The following is a 19,214-nucleotide window of genomic DNA, read 5'->3' as shown; positions in this document are numbered from 1 at the left end:
TGAAGGATGGAAGAGTGGAAGAACGAAGTATATCCTGCACTTGAAAGTAAGAGAGACGAGTTTCACCTATTAGGCTATGATAGGGCCACGATTGATGAGATCTGGAGTTGTCTCCTTGCACGATTAGAACGTAACAATGACAATGAAGAAATTAAGGTTCACCAATTAGTCAATGACATAATGAGGCTGTCTCCCAACGAGTATATGAACTGGTTGACTATTCACGCCTACAAAGGGACAGGCTGGATTGGTGAAGAAGAAGCGCATAATTAATCGAAAATTGACAGAAAAATCTATATTTCGGTATAATATGTAGTATTATGGCATTTTAACCTACATACGTTATTGCTGGTGGCTTAGAGAGGAGTTTTTATTCCATGGTAAAAAAAGGCCGGATAGTTACGTTCTTTTTAATTGTCCTTCTGCTAGGAGGACTGATTGGAACGACGGTCCTAGGAGTGACTAAAGACATTAAGCTTGGTCTTGATCTTCAAGGGGGCTTTGAAGTTCTATATAAGGTAGAGCCTGCTGACGATGGACAAGAGCTTGATAAAGACTTGTTGAATAGTACTGTAAGCGCACTTTATAAAAGGATTAACGTTCTTGGTGTATCAGAGCCTCGAATCACAATTGAAGGTGAAGATCGCATACGAGTTCAGTTAGCTGGTGTAAAAGATCAAAACCAGGCGCGTGAGCTTCTATCTACACAAGCTGAGCTAACGTTCAGAACTGTAGAAGATGAGGAGAAAATGGGCGGAGCGGATCTTAAAGAAGGAGCTGCGAAAGTAGTCTTTCAAGAAAATCAGCCTGTCGTTCAGGTGGCTTTAAAGGATCCACAACAATTCGCAGAGATTACACGAGAAATCATGCAGAAGCCTTTTCCGGATAACAGATTAGTCATCTGGTTGGATTACCAAGAAGGTGACTCATACAAAGAAGAAGCGCAAAAGCCTTCTGATGAGCAAAAGTTTATTTCCGATCCTTCCGTAAATGAAGTGCTGTCTCAGAGTACAGTGATTATTTCTGGACCACCTTTTACAATTGAAGAAGCTGAGAATTTAAAGGAACTATTGAATGCTGGATCGCTTCCTGTAAAGCTTGATGAGATTTATTCAACTTCAGTAGGAGCACAGTTTGGAGAACAGTCACTCGATAAAACCGTAATTGCTGGTTTCATTGGAGTCGGTTTAATCTTCTTATTCATGCTTTTCTATTACCGTTTCCCAGGCATGATCGCGGTGATCACGCTGAGTGTCTACATTTATCTAATCCTTGTCGTGTTCAACTGGATGGGAGCTGTTTTAACACTTCCTGGAATCGCTGCATTAATTCTTGGAGTGGGGATGGCCGTTGATGCAAATATCATCACGTATGAACGAATAAAAGAAGAAATTCGCGCAGGTAAATCAATGATGTCTGCATTTAAAGCTGGTGGAAGACGATCGTTCACTACGATATTCGATGCGAATATCACGACATTGATCGCTGCTGGCGTATTGTTCGCGTACGGTACTAGCTCTGTAAAAGGGTTTGCTGTTATGTTGATAACAAGTATTATCGTAAGCTTTTTGACTGCTGTTTGGGGTTCACGAATCCTACTCGGACTGTGGGTCAAGAGCAGGGCGTTGAATAAGAAGCCCGGACTTTTTGGCGTGAAGGAGAGTGAGATCGATGAGCTCTAAAATAAGAAATATTGATTTTGATTTTGTGAAACACCGTAATAAATTCTTTATGATTTCACTTGCCCTCATTGTACTTGGAGGTCTCGTGCTTGCGATTTTTGGTCTGAATCTTGGTATTGATTTTTCCAGTGGCTCTCGTGTCGACATCATGTCCAACGAGACGCTAACTACTGAAGAAGTCACCTCTGAGTTGGATAGTCTAGGGTTTGATCCTGAGTCCGTAACGCTTGCTGGTGGAGGAGATATGGCTGTTGCGGCTTTCAAAGATGAACTAGAGAAGGAAGAAATCGGTGAGTTGAAAAATCACTTTACTGAATTGTACGGTGCGGAACCAAACGTAAGCACCGTTTCTCCTGATGTGGCGGTCGATCTAGCGAAGAACGCATTCATCGCAGTTGCGATTGCTTCTGTAGGGATCATTATTTATGTTGCGATCCGATTTGAATGGCTGCAAGGTGTTGCGGCGATCGTAGCACTTTTTCACGATGCGTTCTTTATTATCGCGATCTTCAGCTTGCTACAGATCGAGGTTAACATTACATTTATTGCAGCTGTTCTAACCATAGTGGGTTATTCGATCAACGATACGATCGTCACGTTCGATCGGATTAGAGAGAATATGAAGTTAGAGAAGAAAGTAAAAACGTTTGAAGATGTCGCTAGGGTAGTAAACAAAAGTCTCGTTCAAACACTAGCTCGCTCGATCAATACAGTATTGACCGTCATCTTTGCAGCAGCAGCACTAACGATTTTTGGAGGAGAAGCGATCCGTCCGTTTGCGATCGCATTGCTGATCGGACTTGTTGCTGGAACGTATTCCTCTCTATTCATCGCCTCTCAACTTTGGGCAGTTTGGAAAGGGAAACAATTGAAGAAGAAGAAGTTCTCAACGGCTACAAATGAAGCTTAGAGAGTAAAAGCCATGGCATAGCCATGGCTTTTACAATCGTTTGTTTTGGATTGAATTCTATGGAAAGGCTATAGTGAATAGGCATAATAGGGGTGAAGATATGAATAAAGAAGAACGTTTTCAAAAAGCCGAGGTAGCAGCTCTTATTGGAATAGTGGCAAATATAATTCTAGCTGTTCTAAAGGGAGTGATCGGATACATATCGAATAGTCGAGCGTTAATTGCCGATGCTGCCCACTCTGCTTCTGATGTTGCGGGTTCGTTCGCTGTTTTAATCGGATTAAGGGCTGCAAAACTTCCTCCTGACCGAGATCATCCTTATGGTCACGGTAAAGCTGAATCTATTGCCGCAATTATCGTCGCAGTATTGCTTCTCCTAGTTGGAGTTGAAATCGGTATAAGCTCAGGGAGAGCTTTATTTGCACCTATCGAAGCCCCAGGTCAACTAGCGCTTTATGCTGCAATCATTTCAATCGTCACAAAAGAAGTCCTTTTTCGCTATAAATACAGGTTAGGCAAGAAGATAAACAGTGATGCGCTTATTGTGAATGCATACGAGCACCGTTCGGATGTCTATTCTTCGATCGCCGTTCTGATAGGGATAACAGGGGCACTTCTTGGCAGTTTTTTCAATATGCCTTGGCTTGTTTATGCGGATCCTGTAGCGGGTATATTCGTCTCCATACTGATTGGAAAAATGGCAGTTAAGCTAGGTTTTGAGTCGATCCATACGACTCTCGACCACGTCTTACATGATGAAGATACGACTCACTATATAAAAGCGATCAAAGAGATGCCGGGGGTTCTTAACCTTGATGAGTTTTATGCTAGAGAGCACGGTCACTATGTCATTATTGATATCAAGCTCGGAGTAGATCCTAACATCACTGTAAAAGAAGGTCATGATATAGGAAAAGCTGTCAAAGATCATCTGTTAGAACAAGAAGAAGTCCATGATGTGCTGGTTCATATAAATCCATATGAACCAAAGGAAAAAAGTTAATTGAAAAGAATAGACTTTTAATATGGGGAGGTTGAAACGATGAAGGGACAATGGGGACTGGTTGTTGCTCTTATTTTCGCATTGATTATAGCTGTATTTTCGGTGGTAAACGTTGATCCGGTTCAAGTAAATTATGTTTTCGGTACGTCTGAATGGCCGCTCGTGCTTGTCATTCTTGGTTCCGTTTTAATGGGAGCAATTCTTGTACTGGGGTTTGGAATGGTGAAGTACTACAAACTCAGTAGAGAAGTGAAAAGGCTTCGTAAAGAAAATCTTGCTTATTCAGAGCAACCTAAACAAACACCTCAGCCAGAGGAGACGCCTCCTGCTGAAGAAGTGGAGCCTGTAGACACTCATTCTAAGACTGAATCTGAGAGCAAATAGTAAGGACTCCTAAATATGCAGGGGTTTTGCAGAATGTTGAAAACTCTCAAGGAATCTGTTAACGAAGTAGTGGTGATATGTGGCTGCTTGTTTTTCACAGAGTGGTAGCTTTCTCTTCGCACGATGTTCCGTACATGTCGCATGTTGGGCAAGAGACCTGGAGTCCATTATCCTTTAGCTTTATTTCGTGTTGTAAAAAGGTTGGGTAGAATTCCCACATTCGTTTGTTAAGCAAATGGACGGAAAGTTCATTTTGGACTTATTCTACTCAAGTAGGAGAGACGATCGCGGACTCCTGCGGTCGTACGGACGGCCGAGACCGGGGTGTGGGTTTCACCTCGGGCTTGGACGTTCGTCCGCGGAAAGCATGCGATCGTCATCGACTACGGCATAGGGAGCACTGAATCATGACATGAATTTCTATAAAGGCTTGAACCTCTGCATATGCAGAGGTTTTTTGTTGATATAAAAGATTCATTCCCTAAACCTATGGTCAAATTTACGATAACTATATATAATAGACTGGTTAAGAGGTGATTCGATGTTAAAGTCTAAAACACGCTGGAAGCTAGCTGAATCGGATGAATCTAGCATCGATCAGCTCCAGAGTGAGTTAGGGATATCACGACTTGCTGCCTCTCTATTAGTGAATAGAGGGATCCAAAGTGTTGAGAAAGCCCGGAAATTTTTATATAAAGAAAATCTATCATACCATGATCCTTTTTTGATGGATGGAATGAAGGAATCGGTTCAACGAATTAGAGAAGCAATTACAAATCAAGAAAAGATCCTCATCTTCGGCGACTATGACGCTGATGGAGTAAGTAGTACTTCTGTTCTTATCTATACCTTCAAAGAACTTGGAGCGGACTTCGACTACTATATTCCGAATCGGTTCACAGAAGGATATGGTCCTAACGAAGCTGCATTCCGAAGAGCAAAAGAAGAGGGTTATGATTTAATCGTAACGGTTGATACAGGCATTTCAGGTGTACATGAAGCTGAGGTTGCTAAAGAAATCGGAATCGATCTGCTCATCACAGATCACCATGAACCACCCCCCGTTCTTCCAGATGCCCTAGCGATTATCAATCCGAAGAAACCTGAGTGCAGTTATCCGTTTAAAGGCCTTGCTGGTGTTGGTGTTGCGTTCAAGTTAGCACAGGCGCTTCTTGGTCGAATACCAGGTCACTTGCTCGAAATTGCGGCGATGGGTACGATTGCCGATTTGGTTCCCCTACAAGATGAGAACCGATTGATAGCGAGCGAAGGAATCCGTGCCCTTCAGCATTCTGATAAAGCGGGAATAAAAGCTTTATTAGAAGTATGCGGTTTGAAGGGTCAGGAGCTTAATGAAGAACACCTTGGCTTTGGAATCGGTCCTAGATTAAATGCGGTGGGTAGACTCGAGCATGCTGGTCCGGCGGTTGAATTATTAACGACCGAAGACTATGAATATGCTAAGCAGCTTGCTGAAGAGATCGATTCATTAAATAAAGCACGTCAAGAACTTGTGAATACAATGACAAAAGAAGCGATAGAAGAAGTGGAGATGAATTACCCACTAGATGACAATCGCGTGCTGATTATTGCTCGTGAAGGGTGGAACCCTGGCGTTATCGGAATTGTCGCTTCCCGTCTAGTCGAGAAATATTATCGTCCTACCATCGTGATGAGTATCGATCGTGAAAAAGGAGTAGCGAAAGGCTCTGCCCGAAGTATCGAAGGGTTCGATATGTTCATGAATCTATCCGAATGTCGAGATATTCTTCCACATTTCGGCGGACATCCGATGGCTGCAGGCATGACCATCGACTTAGAATATCTAAACGAGTTAAGAAGCAGACTGAACATACAAGCAAACGATAGCCTAACAGAGGCTGACTTAACACCACTCACGAAAATCGATCTGCATTGCGCGATCGATGATATTTCCCTTGAGACGATTGAGGAGATGAATTTATTAGCTCCGTTCGGAGTAAGTAATCCGAAACCAGTCGTTATGCTAAAAGACGTGAACTTGGCTCAGATCAGAAGAATCGGTAGTCAAGAAAATCATTTGAAGGTTTCCTTGAAAGAAGGAGAATCGACACTTGATGGGGTTGGTTTCAACTTTGGTTATGTATTTGAAGAGATCGCTTCACGTGCAGCACTTTCCGTTATTGGTCAGCTCTCTATAAATGAATGGAACGGATTAAAGAAGCCTCAAATTTTCGTTCATGATTTAGCTGTAGACGAATGGCAGCTTTTTGATTATCGAGGGATACGAGATCTCAGTAAAAGGTTAGAAAACCTCCCGCTTGAGAAACTTACGATGATTGCTTTTAGAGAGTCCACCGTTAGTAAACTAGGAATTCAACAATGGGAAGATTATGTGGTGCAGAACCCTCTTGAAGAAGAGTTATCCTTCGAGAATAACTATGTGATGTTGCTAGACCTACCTTATGTTGAAGAAGATCTTATCGAGCTTTTTCGTAAAGGTGGTATTCCAGAGAGAACGTATGCTGTATTTGAGCATGAGGAAGATCATTTCTTTTCAACACTTCCATCACGAGATGATTTTAAATGGTATTATGGATTTTTAATGAAACGGGGAAGCTTCCATTTGAAAGATGCCGAAAAGCTTGCAAAGCATAAAGGGTGGTCAAAGGAAACGGTCAACTTTATGTCACAGGTGTTTTTTGAGTTGAACTTTGTTAGAATGGAAGACGGACTTATTTCAATAAATCCACAATCTGTAAAAAGCGAACTTACTTCTTCTAAAACGTATAAGAGCAAACTTGAACAAGCAAAGCTCGAAAACGATTTTTGCTATTCATCTTATCACGCTTTGAAAAGTTGGTTCGATCGATCAGTAAATTGTTTCAGTAGCACTGAGGAGGCCATTAAATAAATGAATTACAAAGACTATATTGCAGTAGTTGAAGATTACCCTAAAGAAGGGATCCGCTTTAAAGATATTACCCCGCTCATGCAAAATGGTGAGGCGTACAGAGGCGTAGTTAACGACATCGCTGATTTTGCAAAGGATAAGAACGTAGACGTTATCGTTGGACCAGAAGCACGTGGGTTCATCGTCGGATGTCCTGTTGCTTATATTCTAGGTATTGGATTTGTTCCTGTACGTAAAGAAGGTAAGCTTCCTCGAGAAGTTGTTAAAGTGGACTATGGACTAGAATACGGAAAAGACGTACTAACGATTCATAAAGATGCGATCAAACCTGGTCAGAGAGTTCTAATCACTGACGATCTACTCGCTACTGGCGGTACGATCAACGCTACGATTGAACTTGTTGAAAAGCTAGGTGGAGTTGTTGTTGGACTTGCGTTTATGATTGAACTTTCTTACCTAGAAGGACGTAAGAACCTAGATCGCCATGACATCTTTACACTAATGACTTATTGATCACCATAGAGTGTCCGAAACATCTTTCGGGCACTCTTTCTCTTTAAAAACATGTGTGTCCACTTGTTTCCATCAATGAAAAGCGACATATTTTTCTTTATTACTTTACATGCAGGCTATTTTTAACGATAATAGAAGCTATATACCAACAGTAATTAAGGTGATTTCATGACCATAGAAGAGGTAATGCAAAGAGCGAAGCAGTATTTGTCGGAGGAAGATTTGTCCTTTGTACAAAGAGCTTACGAATACGCACGTGACTCACATGAAGGCCAATACCGTAAATCAGGTGAACCTTATATCATTCACCCGGTCGAGGTGGCTGGCATTCTTGTGAATCTTGAGGTTGACCCCGTAACAGTAGCTGGCGGGTTTCTTCATGATGTGGTTGAAGATACAGATGTAACCCTTGAAGAAATTTCGAACGAGTTCAGTCCAGAACTTGCTATGCTCGTTGACGGAGTAACAAAACTTAAGAAAATTAAATATAAATCAAAACGAGAGCAGCAGGCTGAAAATCACCGTAAGATGATGATCGCGATGGCTCAAGATATCAGGTGTATTTTGATCAAGCTTGCTGACCGTCTTCATAATATGCGAACGCTTAAGCATATGCCGAAAGAAAAGCAATTACAAAAAGCAAACGAGACGCTTGAAATTTTTGCTCCTCTAGCCCATCGATTGGGTATTTCGACGATCAAATGGGAGCTTGAAGATACGGCTTTACGTTATTTAAATCCTCAACAGTATTATCGTATTGTCAATCTCATGCAAAAGAAACGAGAAGAACGAGAAGGCTTCGTTCATGAGGTAGTTGGGGAAATACAAGATCGTGTTCAAGAAGTTTCAATCGATGCTGAGATTTCTGGACGTCCAAAGCATATTTACAGCATCTACCGAAAAATGACGAAACAGCATAAGCAATTCAACGAGATCTATGATCTACTAGCTGTTCGAATCATCGTAAATAGTATTAAAGACTGTTATGCGGTACTTGGAATCATCCACACGTGTTGGAAACCTATGCCTGGTCGATTCAAAGATTATATCGCAATGCCTAAAGCGAACATGTACCAGTCTCTTCACACAACGGTTATCGGTCCGAAAGGTGATCCTCTTGAGGTACAGATCAGAACATCAGATATGCACAAGGTGGCGGAGTACGGTATCGCTGCACACTGGGCATACAAAGAGGATAACGATAGTGCAGTAAATAGTTCTTTTGAGAAGAAGCTATCTTGGTTCAGACAAATTCTTGAATGGCAAAATGATGTTTCGAATGCTGAAGAATTTATGGAGTCTCTTAAGATCGATCTTTTTAGTGATATGGTGTTCGTATTCACACCAAAGGGTGATGTGATCGAGCTTCCAACAGGTTCCGTCCCACTTGATTTTGCTTATCGCATTCACACTGAGATAGGAAACCAGTGTATCGGTGCTAAAGTGAATGGAAAGATGGTTCCGCTCGATTACAAACTAAAGACTGGAGATATCGTAGAAGTTCTCACGTCTAAGCATTCGTACGGACCTAGTAAAGATTGGTTGAAGATCAGTCAGAGTTCGCATGCTAAAAACAAGATTAAGCAATGGTTTAAGAAAGAAAAACGTGAAGAAAATGTTGATAAAGGCCGAGAGCTTGTAGAAAAGGAAATCAAGGGGCACGGTTTTGAACTTAAAGAAGTATTAACTTCAGAAAACATTGCCAATGTCTCAAATAAATTTAATTTTACAAGTGAAGAAGATATGTATGCAGCTGTAGGCTATGGTGGCATCACTGCAGCTCAAATCGCTACAAGACTTACGGAAAAAGCGAGAAAAGAAAAGACGAAAGAGCAAGAAGAAGAGCTTGCGCGTTCCATTATCGAAGGGAAAACGCACTCTCCTTCTCAAGCACCAAAGCGTGCGGAGTCTGGCGTAAGGGTTAAAGGGATCGATAACTTATTGATTCGTCTATCTCGATGCTGTAATCCCGTCCCTGGAGACGATATCGTAGGATATATCACGAAGGGGAGAGGTGTATCCATTCATAGAAAAGATTGTCCCAACGTGAACGAAGATAACGCGAAGGAGCGACTTTTAGAAGTTGAATGGGAAAGTCATTCACCAAAAAGTTACAATGTAGATATCGAGATCAGTGGGTATGACCGAAGAGGGTTGCTGAATGAAGTTCTACAAGCTGTTGCAGAAACAAAGACAGATATGACGTCTGTTTCAGGACGTTCTGATAACAATAAGATGGCTACGATCAGCATGACGGTATCGATTCGAAATACCGCACACCTTCAAAAGGTTGTTGAACGTGTGAAGCGTATTCCGGATATTTATGCTGTTAGAAGAATCATGCAATAGCGTAAGAAAGGGAGTTCATAATGAAAGCTGTCGTACAAAGGTCAAAGTATGCGTCGGTTACAGTGAATGAAGAAGTTGTTGGTGAAATCGAATCAGGACTTGTTGTTCTGCTCGGTGTGACGCAAGAAGATACGGAAAAAGACGCTGCTTACTTGGCTGACAAAATAGTTAATCTTCGTATATTTGAAGATGAAAATGACAAGATGAACCTCTCTCTTAAAGACACTAGTGGTTCACTTCTATCGATTTCTCAATTCACGCTTTATGGGGATTGCAGAAAAGGAAGAAGACCTAACTTCATGAAGGCTGCAAAACCTGATGAAGCAAACGTTCTATACGAGAAGTTTAATGAGCTTGTCGTTGAAAAGGGAGTAGAGGTACAATCCGGTGTGTTTGGAGCGATGATGGACGTTCAGTTAACGAACGATGGACCGGTTACTCTTATCATCGATAGTAAGGAATAATAAAGCAGCAGGGCTAGTCCCTGCTGCTTATTTTTGTATTATCGGTTTTTATTAAGATAAGTGATGATACCGTTCGCAACGTTAGAGGTCATCGTTGCTTGATAATCGTTTTTGTTGATCTGCTGTTCTTCAAATGGATTTGACAAGAAGCCTAGTTCTAGTAGAACAGAAGGTGACGAATTATTACGTAGTACATAGTAATTTCCAAATCGCACGCCTCTGTCTCTAAGGCTGTTTGTATCAGCGATTTCCTCATGAATACTTGTAGCGAGTGACTGATGATGCTCATGATAGTAATACGTCGTAACACCACTTGCTGTAGGATCCACAGTGCTGTCGTAATGGACGCTAACGAATGCATCTGCCTGGTAGCGTTCAGAAAGCTCAGTACGTTCAGAAAGCGGCACATAACGATCGCCATCTCTTGTTAAGATAACGCGAATGCCAGCATCTTTAAGCTTTTCAGCAATCGTTTTAGTCGTTCGAAGCGTTATTAATTTTTCATATGTGAAAAGTCCTAGTGCTCCACTATCATGGCCGCCGTGGCCCGCATCTAATACGACAGTTTTTCCACGTGAATGGTTCGTACGCAGACCGAGGGAGGACCCTGTTGAGACGATCCAATCGGCGACAAAGGCAGTGGTCCCGTCCTGTAATGAGATTTCATACCATTCCTTTTCTTTTCCTACAATTTTGTATCTCTCATCTTTAGAACCTTGTAAAACAACGGGAAAGTCGATTCCGGGACCACTTCTAATGTTTGTAGAATGATAAAGTAACGTAAGATAGCTAGATGCAATGCTTTTAGACGTGTTGATTAAATACGTAGAATCGACCCAACCAGACTCACCGTTGCTGTATTGAATCAAGCTCCAGTCTCCTGATCGTTTCAGCTCAGAAACGACGGTACCCTCTGGTAGCTGAGTCAGAATGCTATTTTCTAAACCTGGTTGATCACGTACATTTAAGATTGAAGCAGCTACTTCTTTTTTTAAAGGTGTGGAAGATGCTTCTGTATCAGAAGAGCTTTCGATTAGCCACGTTGCCACCCACCCGATTCGGTCACCGAAGTGAATGGCTGTCCAATTACCTTCTGTTTCTGATACACGCCATTTTTCCCCCGGTTTTGTACTACCGATCACACTGTGGTCTTCACCTGGACCTGATCTTATTTGTAGATCAGATACAGTAGACTCAATCATCGCTATAGATTCATTAAGCTGAGCGGTATCGATCAACCATCCAGCAATCCAACCTTCACCAGTATCTAACTCTACTTGTAACCATTCACCTGAACTCCCTGTTATCGGTAGCGCATCACCGCTATGTACCTGTTTAAGAACGGGAGAAGAAAGCGATGGACCAGAACGAACATTGATTGTTTTTGTTATTTCAGCTTTCTTTTCAGCTGATACGTGAGCAGGGAGTTGGAATACTAGCAGTGCTAACAAAAATACATAAACGAAATATTTCAACTTGCAACTCCTTTCCTTGCCTCTACAATTTTCACATATTGCGATATTTCTTTATCGGTCAAAAAGAATCCTTCGTGAAGTTGTAAATATCATATTTTTTGGTGAAACTAGTATAACACTTCATAAAAAAAGGATGATAACAGTTGAGATCAACGAATAAAGAAATGATGAACGTTACGAATCCTCAACCAGAATTTGGCGTCGATTTTCATGATTTTTTACAGAAAGAGCAATGTCTATCAAATATGGAATTAGCAGAAGAATTCGGGCTATCCCTAAAAAGCATCAAAATCATGAAACAAAAAATGAAGCGATAGACATGATTTTACTAAAGTCAGTACAGTATAACGATGGTGTAGATTTTTAACACTAAAAAATAGGCTTGACAAAAAAATCATGGACTCGTATGATAGAAAACAATTCAGTAATTAGATACGTTGCTCCAATGAGGGAGAAAAGTAAAAAATGATAGGATCTTCAGAGAAAGAATGTCGTAGGCTGAGAACATTCTTGATTCCACATTTTTGAAAGACACTTCCTGGGATTGTTTCCGAACAGACTGCTTAGTAGGGAACAACGTTTACAGGCGTTAACTGTTAAAGCGGAAGGAATTAACTCCTTCTATTAGGGTGGCACCGCGGGTAACTCTCGTCCCTGAATGTATATTCAGGGATGGGGGTTTTTTTTAGTCCCAAATTTTGGGCTAGTTACGATTTAAGGAGGAGAAAATATGGGCTTTCACAATCCAAGAGGTACTCAGGACATACTACCTGGTACATCTGAGCTTTGGCAATATATAGAAGAAAAGGCGAGAGATATTTGTCGTAGATATAATTACCACGAATTACGTACACCTATCTTTGAGCACACTGAATTGTTTCAGCGTGGTGTAGGAGATTCAACAGATATCGTTCAAAAAGAAATGTACACGTTTGAAGATCGAGGAGGAAGAAGTCTTACCCTTCGTCCTGAAGGTACTGCATCAGCTGTTCGAGCGTTTGTGAACAATAAGATGTTCGGGATAGCAGAACAGCCAGTCAAGCTTTATTACATCGGACCGATGTTTCGCTATGAGCGTCCTCAGTCAGGAAGAATGAGACAGTTTGTTCAGTTCGGAATAGAGGCGATGGGGAGTAACGATCCTTCAATCGATGCTGAAGTGATTGCATTAGCGATCGATTTTTATAAAGAGCTAGGATTAAAAAATCTCAAGCTATACGTGAATAGTCTTGGTGACACAGAAAGTCGTGAGGCACACCGTAAAGCTTTGATGGCTCACTTTGAACCTCGCATCGGTGAATTTTGTAGCGATTGTCAAAATCGTCTAGAAAATAACCCTCTTCGTATTCTTGATTGTAAAAAAGACCGTGATCATGAACTGATGGCGACTGCGCCTTCTATTCTTGACTACTTAAACGAAGAATCAGAACAATATTTCAACAATGTGAAAAAAGCGCTCGATCACATGAAGATCGATTACGTTATCGATGAGCGTCTTGTTAGAGGGCTCGACTACTATAACCATACTGCATTTGAAATCATGAGCGAGGCAGAGGGCTTCGGTGCGATCACGACACTTAGCGGCGGTGGACGTTATAACGGTCTCGTTGAAGAAGTAGGAGGACCTACGACGCCAGGGATTGGGTTTGCGATGAGTATCGAACGTCTTCTGATGGCACTAGAAGCAGAAGGAGTAGAACTCCCTGTCGAAAAAACGATCGATTGCTATGTTGTCACGATGGGAGAAGAAGCACAGGCAATTTCAAATGGTCTTCTTCATGAATTACGAGGTGCTGGACTATCTGCTGAACGCGACTACCTCAACCGGAAAATGAAAGGTCAGTTCAAAGCAGCTAACCGATCGAATGCAAAGTATGTGGCGATCCTTGGTGATGAAGAGATTCAGAAAGATGAAATCAACATTAAAGAAATGGAAACGGGAGATCAGGAAGCAGTGCGCTTATCTGAGGTAACTTCTTACCTAACAAAGAAATTGAAGGAGGAAACGGGAGAATGATTGGAAGAAGCCATGATTGCGGCAAAGTCCGTGAGAGCCATGTAGGCGAGAAAGTTGAGATAAAAGGATGGGTGCAAAAACGTCGTGACCTCGGTGGGTTAATCTTCATCGATTTCAGAGATCGTTCCGGAATCGTCCAGGTTGTTTTTAATCCTGAAGTTTCGAAAGAAGCACTTGAGTTAGCTGAAAAGGTGAGAAGTGAATATGTTCTTGCCATTACAGGTACAGTCGTAGAGCGTGCAAAAGAAACAGTAAACCCGAATATTCCGACTGGTGCAGTTGAGGTTCATGCTGAAAAGCTAGAAATATTAAATGCTGCAAAGAACCCACCGATCGCTGTTTCAGATGATGTTGAAGTTGGAGAAGATATTCGATTAAAGTATCGTTATCTTGATCTCAGACGTCCAGTAATGCAAGAAACGTTTAAGCTTCGTCATCGTACAACAAAAGCAATCAGAGATTTTCTCGATCACAATGAGTTCTTAGAAATAGAGACACCGATGCTTACGAAGAGCACACCTGAGGGTGCACGTGATTATCTTGTACCGAGCCGTGTTCATGACGGGGAATTCTACGCCCTTCCACAGTCACCACAGTTGTTCAAACAGCTTTTGATGGTTTCAGGTTTTGAACGTTATTATCAAATCGTTCGTTGCTTCCGTGATGAAGACCTTCGTGCTGACCGTCAACCGGAATTCACACAGGTGGATATTGAGACGTCGTTCCTACCAAAAGAAGATTTGATTTCTATGATGGAAGAGATGATGGCTCTTGTGCTTAAAGAAACGAAGGGTGTAGAGCTTCCTACTCCGTTCCCTCGAATGACTCATGCTGAAGCAATGCGCCGATACGGTTCAGATAAACCGGACACGCGCTTTGGAATGGAATTCGTGGATGTTTCAGAACTTGTCAAAGACTCGTCATTTAAGGTGTTCTCTGGAGCTGTAGCTTCCGGTGGTGCAGTGAAAGGAATCAATGCTAAGGGTGCTGCAAGTAATTATTCACGTAAAGACATCGATGCATTGACTGAATATGTAAAAACATACAAAGCCAAAGGACTTGCATGGTTGAAGGTTGAAGAAGAAGGTTTGAAAGGACCTATTTCAAAATTCTTTGATGAAGATATGTCTAGTAAACTGATTGAAGCTTTTGAAGCTGAAGAGGGAGACCTCTTACTATTTGTAGCTGACAGTAAAACTGTCGTTGCAGACTCCCTTGGTTCATTACGATTAAAGTTAGGAAGAGAGCTTGGATTGATCGATGAATCTAAATTCAACTTCCTTTGGGTCATGGATTTCCCTCTAATGAGTTATGACGAAGAATTAGATCGTTACTTTGCAGAGCATCACCCGTTCACAATGCCACTTCAAGAGGATCTGCACCTTCTAGAAGAGGAGCCTGGTAACGTTCGTGCTGATGCTTATGACCTTGTATTGAATGGTTATGAACTTGGTGGTGGATCTCAGCGTATTTACCAAAGAGATATTCAAGAGAAGATGTTCCGTGCTCTTGGCTTTACGAAAGAAGAAGCTAAGAAAGAATTTGGTTTCTTACTTGAAGCGTTTGAATACGGTACACCTCCACACGGTGGAATTGCATTTGGATTAGATCGTCTCGTGATGCTTCTAGCTGGAAGAAACAACCTTAGAGATACCATTGCATTTCCTAAAACGGCAAGTGCGAGCTGTCTCTTAACTGAAGCGCCATCACCAGTTAGTGAAGAACAGCTAAACGAACTGAACCTTGAACTTAAGAAAAAACCAGTAACGGTTGAAAAGGATTAAGAAACACTAATAATTACCTAGTAGTCCTTTATTGAAATCAGTTATAAGGTTTGCTATAATTCAATTACAAGTTAACGAAGAGTCCTGAAGTGTACGTTTACTTCCATAATAATTTGAGCCAACACTTTTACAACGGGAGCCTGATTCTTTCTATTCCGAGTAAATGCCTCGTAAGCTGAGGACTTACAAAGAATAGAATAAGGCACCCACCTGCCAATGCAGGTTCAAAATTTATGGAAAGGACGGCACAGTTGGGGCTCTTCATTTTTTATGCCAAAAAACAAAGCAGCAGTTCATCATGAACTGCTGCTTTTTTAATTCATTTATCTAGCAAGTTTTTCAAGGTTTCCGTTTTTATCCATCTTGAATGCAGGACCTGCTGCAAGCTCTTCGGATTCATTGAGAACTACCATTCTTCTTGCTCGATCCATAATTTGAATCAGAGACTGATAATCTTCCTTCATTACCTGCTGCTCATTCTCTAGCCTTTTTACCTTTTGGTGAAGAAGAGCGTTTTCTTCTACGAGATCCTTATTTTCTAATTCTAGTTTTTGCATTTCAGATTGAAGTCTGCTAGTCGAATACTGAGAATGCTCCATATTTGTAAGGTAAGTAATAATGTCACGCATCGTAAGCTCAGTAGGTTTTTCTGTTGCACTAGGTCTTTCGTTTTGAACCTTAGTAGGTTGGATGACTTCACTGTATTGTGGAACCTGAGTTGTTTTCTCTCTTACAGTATAGTCGGCTTTGTATTCAGCTGGCTGTCTACGCTCAGCGCGCTTCATTTCTTTCCTTTGCTTTTTCGCAAGCTTTAATGCTTGCTCATAGCGTTGACGAACGATCGCGTTCCATCTAAAGCCGACTGCTGCTGAGGTACGACTTAGGCGATCTCCTACTTCTTCGAATGCGTTTAACTGTGTGCTTCCTTCCCGAACATGACGTAGTACTGTTTCAGCTAGCATTAAATCGTCTTCATGTGACCAGGCATCTTGTCTAACTTTCATATTGGCTCAACCCCTTTATATTCTGTAAACTTCATAGCATTTTTTGAAAGTAATCATAGCTTTGCCAGTATGAAAGAATTTATACAGAAGACTTGTAAATTTAAGGTAGATTGATAAAAGGTAGAAAGAAAACAGCAGTGCGGTGCACTGCTGTTACGGTTTCTTACTCTCTGATTTGATACGTTCATTAAAATAGTCTAACCTTTTCTGGACGGTTCTTTCGTGGCCGCGCTCGGTAGGTTTATAGAACGTTTTTCTTCTCATGTGATCCGGAAGATACTGTTGTGGAACATATCCGCCAGGGAAATCATGAGGATATTTGTAGTCGATTCCATGGCCGAGTTCTTTCGCGCCTTTATAATGGGAATCTCTTAAATGCACAGGAACTGTCCCTGTCTTTTCTTTCTTTACAGCTTCTAAAGCAGAGTCGATACCTTTGATGACCGCATTGCTTTTTGGAGCGGTTGCTAGGTAAAGGGCAGCTTCAGCTAACGGAATTCTGGCTTCTGGCATCCCTAAGAACTCAACGGAATAGCTGGCTGCATGTGCAACGAGAAGTGCGTTAGGATCTGCTAATCCGATATCTTCTGCTGCATGAACATAGAGCCTGCGAGCAATGAAGCGGGGATCTTCACCGGCATAAATCATTTTTGCTAGCCAGTATAGAGTAGCATCTGGATCTGAACCTCGTATACTTTTAATAAATGCCGAAATCGTGTCGTAGTGGTTATCACTATCTTTGTCATATTGAAGAACTCTTTGTTGAATCGATTCTTCCGCGATTGCAAGCGTGATAACAAGTTTTCCATCTTCGTTAGGCGAAGTTGTCAATACGGCGAGTTCTAATGCATTTAATGCAGTTCTTGCATCCCCGTTCGCTACATCCACGATATGTTCGAGTGCTTCATCTTCTATATGAAGCGAATACTTGCCATATCCTCTGACGTCATCGTTGATCGCCTGAAGAAGAACACGTTTTATCGTTTCATCCGTTAGGTGTTCAAAACGGAAAAGTCTTGATCTAGACAGCAAAGCTGGATTGATTTCAAACATCGGACTCTCAGTCGTCGCGCCAATTAGAACGACAGTTCCATCCTCAACATATGGAAGGAGTGCGTCTTGTTGTGATTTATTGAATCTGTGAATTTCATCGATGAACAGGACCGTTCGTTTGTCATCGAGCTTAACGCGCTCTTTCGCCTCGGTTGATAGTCTTCTAATATCGGAAACCCCAGAAGTAACGGCGTTCAATTGCTCGAAGTGTGCAGCAGTCGTGTTCGCGATAATGCGAGCAAGAGTCGTTTTCCCAGTTCCAGGAGGACCAAAGAAAATCATCGGGGTTAGCTGATCAGCTTGAATGGCTCTTCTCAAGAGTTTTCCTTCACCGATTATATGATCTTGACCAATAAATTCCTCAATCGTCCGTGGGCGCATTCTGCTAGCTAGAGGACCTGATAGCGTGTTTTTCTGTTTAGAAGAATAATCGAATAAATCCATCGTACATCCGCCCTTTCATAGATAGTTGAAACATACTACATGGTTTTTGGAAATGCAAGAAAAACCCTTTCGTGCTATAATAGCGAAGGTTTACTAACAGAATCGGCCATTAATGACTAAAAAGCAGGTTAAGAGGGATAAAATGAAGACGTATAAACAAGTGTTGGCTGAATTCTGGATGAGTTGGAGCGTTTTCGTAGCCGGCTTGCTCGTTATGACTTTTGGTATCGCACTCATGATTAAAGCGGAAGCTGGGAGTGCTCCATGGGATGTATTTCACATTGGATTGTACCACCAGGTCGGTCTTTCTATCGGAACATGGTCGATCATCGTAGGATTCTTAATCATAGCAACAACTGCTTTTATGGAAAAAGAGTGGCCAAAAGCAGGCGCATTTCTTAATATGCTCTTAGTCGGAATCTTTCTTGATTTTTACTTATGGCTTCCTATATTAAAAACACCAGACCATCTTCTAGGTCAGCTCATTATGTTAGCATTTGGAATCGTAGTGATGGGATATGGCATCGGTCTCTATATAGCAGCAGACAAAGGTGCGGGTCCAAGAGACAGTTTAATGCTCGTATTAACAAAAAGGACTGGCTGGAAGGTACAACATATTAGACTATCAATGGAAATTATCGTACTTGCGCTCGGATGGTTAATGAAAGGACCAGTTTCGATAGGGACACTTCTCTTTTGTATCTCGATTGGTCCAATCGTGGGTTATTCACTACCACAATGCAAGTACCTAGTAGCTCGATTGACGGAAAGAGGGATTAGAAATGAAGATTTCAACAAAGGGAAGGTACGGGTTGACTATTATGATGGAGTTGGCAAAAAAGCACGGTGAAGGGCCAACTTCATTGAAATCAATCGCTAGAAGCAACAATCTTTCAGAACATTATCTTGAGCAGCTTATTGCACCGTTACGTAACGCAGGACTTGTGAAAAGTGTGCGCGGTGCATACGGAGGCTATATTTTATCGAAAGATGCTTCAACGATTACAGCTGGAGATATCATTCGCGTTCTTGAAGGTCCAATCAGTCCTGTAGAAGTCATGGATGATGAAGAACCAGCGAAAAGAGATCTTTGGCTTAAGATTCGAGATGCCGTTAAAGATGTATTAGACTCCACAACACTCCAAGATCTTGCGACATATGAAGGTGAGGGAGAGCAGGACAGTTACATGTTCTACATCTAATGAAGAATACGGGTTAACTACCGTTTATAGAGGTGAA

General features: G+C 41.6%; 15 protein-coding genes, 1 other RNA gene, 1 pseudogene and 1 other annotated feature. Of the genes and pseudogenes, 14 read left to right on the top strand and 3 right to left on the bottom strand.

Translation table 11 applies throughout. From position 1 onward, the window contains the following. The first annotated feature begins 6 nt into the window (after window positions 1-6). The 8 genes and pseudogenes from PFZ69_RS02350 to dtd all read left to right on the top strand — a co-directional run bounded on the left by PFZ69_RS02350 (window position 7) and on the right by dtd (window position 10,198). Entirely contained in the window at window positions 7-273 is a 267-nt protein-coding gene (locus PFZ69_RS02350; RefSeq protein WP_270179418.1) for a post-transcriptional regulator, read from the top strand. Window positions 274-377: 104 nt separating this feature from the next. Then, window positions 378-2,592, top strand: a pseudogene (gene secDF / locus PFZ69_RS20975) (protein translocase subunit SecDF). Window positions 2,593-2,692: 100 nt separating this feature from the next. Continuing rightward, a complete protein-coding gene (locus PFZ69_RS02335; protein WP_270179415.1) occupies window positions 2,693-3,595 on the top strand; it encodes a cation diffusion facilitator family transporter in 903 nt (300 codons plus the stop codon). Between the two features lie 39 nt (window positions 3,596-3,634). After that, window positions 3,635-3,979: a LapA family protein gene (locus PFZ69_RS02330; protein ID WP_270179414.1), complete on the top strand. Its 345-nt coding sequence runs from the start codon at window positions 3,635-3,637 to the stop codon at window positions 3,977-3,979. A 541-nt stretch (window positions 3,980-4,520) separates the two neighbouring features. Then, the gene (recJ, locus tag PFZ69_RS02325; protein WP_270179413.1) at window positions 4,521-6,872 is read left to right on the top strand and encodes a single-stranded-DNA-specific exonuclease RecJ; all 2,352 of its coding nucleotides are present in this window, start codon (window positions 4,521-4,523) and stop codon (window positions 6,870-6,872) included. Then, a complete protein-coding gene (locus PFZ69_RS02320; protein ID WP_270179412.1) occupies window positions 6,873-7,385 on the top strand; it encodes an adenine phosphoribosyltransferase in 513 nt (170 codons plus the stop codon). Window positions 7,386-7,553: 168 nt separating this feature from the next. After that, a complete protein-coding gene (locus PFZ69_RS02315) occupies window positions 7,554-9,734 on the top strand; it encodes a RelA/SpoT family protein (RefSeq protein ID WP_270179411.1) in 2,181 nt (726 codons plus the stop codon). Between the two features lie 20 nt (window positions 9,735-9,754). Then, window positions 9,755-10,198: a D-aminoacyl-tRNA deacylase gene (gene dtd / locus PFZ69_RS02310; protein WP_270179410.1), complete on the top strand. Its 444-nt coding sequence runs from the start codon at window positions 9,755-9,757 to the stop codon at window positions 10,196-10,198. Window positions 10,199-10,236: 38 nt separating this feature from the next. On the opposite strand, the gene PFZ69_RS02305 is transcribed toward dtd, so the two are convergent. Beyond that, complete coding sequence (locus PFZ69_RS02305; protein WP_270179409.1) at window positions 10,237-11,673, bottom strand: N-acetylmuramoyl-L-alanine amidase; 1,437 nt, start codon at window positions 11,671-11,673, stop codon at window positions 10,237-10,239. Between the two features lie 143 nt (window positions 11,674-11,816). Here PFZ69_RS02305 and PFZ69_RS02300 point away from each other — a divergent pair, with 143 nt between their 5' ends. From PFZ69_RS02300 to ssrS, 4 genes are all read left to right on the top strand, one after another. Continuing rightward, entirely contained in the window at window positions 11,817-11,990 is a 174-nt protein-coding gene (locus PFZ69_RS02300; RefSeq protein ID WP_270179408.1) for an RNA polymerase subunit sigma-70, read from the top strand. A gap of 119 nt (window positions 11,991-12,109) precedes the next feature. Beyond that, window positions 12,110-12,332 (top strand) — a binding site (T-box leader). A gap of 71 nt (window positions 12,333-12,403) precedes the next feature. Then, complete coding sequence (hisS, locus tag PFZ69_RS02295) at window positions 12,404-13,690, top strand: histidine--tRNA ligase (RefSeq protein WP_270179407.1); 1,287 nt, start codon at window positions 12,404-12,406, stop codon at window positions 13,688-13,690. Further along, window positions 13,687-15,474: an aspartate--tRNA ligase gene (gene aspS / locus PFZ69_RS02290; RefSeq protein WP_270179406.1), complete on the top strand. Its 1,788-nt coding sequence runs from the start codon at window positions 13,687-13,689 to the stop codon at window positions 15,472-15,474. The genes hisS and aspS overlap by 4 nt, the downstream gene beginning before the upstream one ends. Window positions 15,475-15,552: 78 nt before the next feature. Further along, window positions 15,553-15,736: non-coding RNA, 6S RNA (ssrS, locus tag PFZ69_RS02285), on the top strand. Window positions 15,737-15,797: 61 nt separating this feature from the next. Here ssrS and PFZ69_RS02280 read toward each other — a convergent pair. Together PFZ69_RS02280 and PFZ69_RS02275 are read right to left on the bottom strand one after the other, a co-directional pair. Beyond that, window positions 15,798-16,478: an RsfA family transcriptional regulator gene (locus PFZ69_RS02280; RefSeq protein WP_270179405.1), complete on the bottom strand. Its 681-nt coding sequence runs from the start codon at window positions 16,476-16,478 to the stop codon at window positions 15,798-15,800. A gap of 153 nt (window positions 16,479-16,631) precedes the next feature. Further along, window positions 16,632-17,975, bottom strand: a complete 1,344-nt coding sequence (locus tag PFZ69_RS02275; RefSeq protein WP_270179404.1) for an AAA family ATPase — start codon at window positions 17,973-17,975, stop codon at window positions 16,632-16,634. Window positions 17,976-18,117: 142 nt separating this feature from the next. On the opposite strand from PFZ69_RS02275, the gene PFZ69_RS02270 reads away from it, so the two are divergent. Then, the gene (locus tag PFZ69_RS02270) at window positions 18,118-18,825 is read left to right on the top strand and encodes a YczE/YyaS/YitT family protein (RefSeq protein ID WP_270179403.1); all 708 of its coding nucleotides are present in this window, start codon (window positions 18,118-18,120) and stop codon (window positions 18,823-18,825) included. Continuing rightward, on the top strand, window positions 18,758-19,177 hold the full coding sequence (cymR, locus tag PFZ69_RS02265) for a cysteine metabolism transcriptional regulator CymR (protein ID WP_270179402.1): 420 nt from the start codon (window positions 18,758-18,760) through the stop codon (window positions 19,175-19,177). Before PFZ69_RS02270 ends, cymR begins: the two co-directional genes overlap by 68 nt. The last annotated feature ends 37 nt before the right edge of the window (window positions 19,178-19,214 follow it).

It is taken from the genome of Alkalihalobacillus sp. CinArs1 (assembly GCF_947387515.1).
Lineage (GTDB): Bacteria > Bacillota > Bacilli > Bacillales > Guptibacillaceae > Guptibacillus.
This window is presented reverse-complemented; position numbering and strand designations above follow the sequence as displayed.

Coding starts and splice junctions, on each gene's coding strand:
- aspS (WP_270179406.1), top strand. CDS start 13,687: ATGATTGGAAGAAGCCATGATTGCGGCAAAGTCCGTGAGAGCCATGTA.
- PFZ69_RS02275 (WP_270179404.1), bottom strand. CDS start 17,975: ATGGATTTATTCGATTATTCTTCTAAACAGAAAAACACGCTATCAGGT.
- PFZ69_RS02315 (WP_270179411.1), top strand. CDS start 7,554: ATGACCATAGAAGAGGTAATGCAAAGAGCGAAGCAGTATTTGTCGGAG.
- recJ (WP_270179413.1), top strand. CDS start 4,521: ATGTTAAAGTCTAAAACACGCTGGAAGCTAGCTGAATCGGATGAATCT.
- dtd (WP_270179410.1), top strand. CDS start 9,755: ATGAAAGCTGTCGTACAAAGGTCAAAGTATGCGTCGGTTACAGTGAAT.
- hisS (WP_270179407.1), top strand. CDS start 12,404: ATGGGCTTTCACAATCCAAGAGGTACTCAGGACATACTACCTGGTACA.
- PFZ69_RS02270 (WP_270179403.1), top strand. CDS start 18,118: ATGAAGACGTATAAACAAGTGTTGGCTGAATTCTGGATGAGTTGGAGC.
- PFZ69_RS02330 (WP_270179414.1), top strand. CDS start 3,635: ATGAAGGGACAATGGGGACTGGTTGTTGCTCTTATTTTCGCATTGATT.
- PFZ69_RS02320 (WP_270179412.1), top strand. CDS start 6,873: ATGAATTACAAAGACTATATTGCAGTAGTTGAAGATTACCCTAAAGAA.
- PFZ69_RS02335 (WP_270179415.1), top strand. CDS start 2,693: ATGAATAAAGAAGAACGTTTTCAAAAAGCCGAGGTAGCAGCTCTTATT.
- cymR (WP_270179402.1), top strand. CDS start 18,758: ATGAAGATTTCAACAAAGGGAAGGTACGGGTTGACTATTATGATGGAG.
- PFZ69_RS02280 (WP_270179405.1), bottom strand. CDS start 16,478: ATGAAAGTTAGACAAGATGCCTGGTCACATGAAGACGATTTAATGCTA.
- PFZ69_RS02350 (WP_270179418.1), top strand. CDS start 7: ATGGAAGAGTGGAAGAACGAAGTATATCCTGCACTTGAAAGTAAGAGA.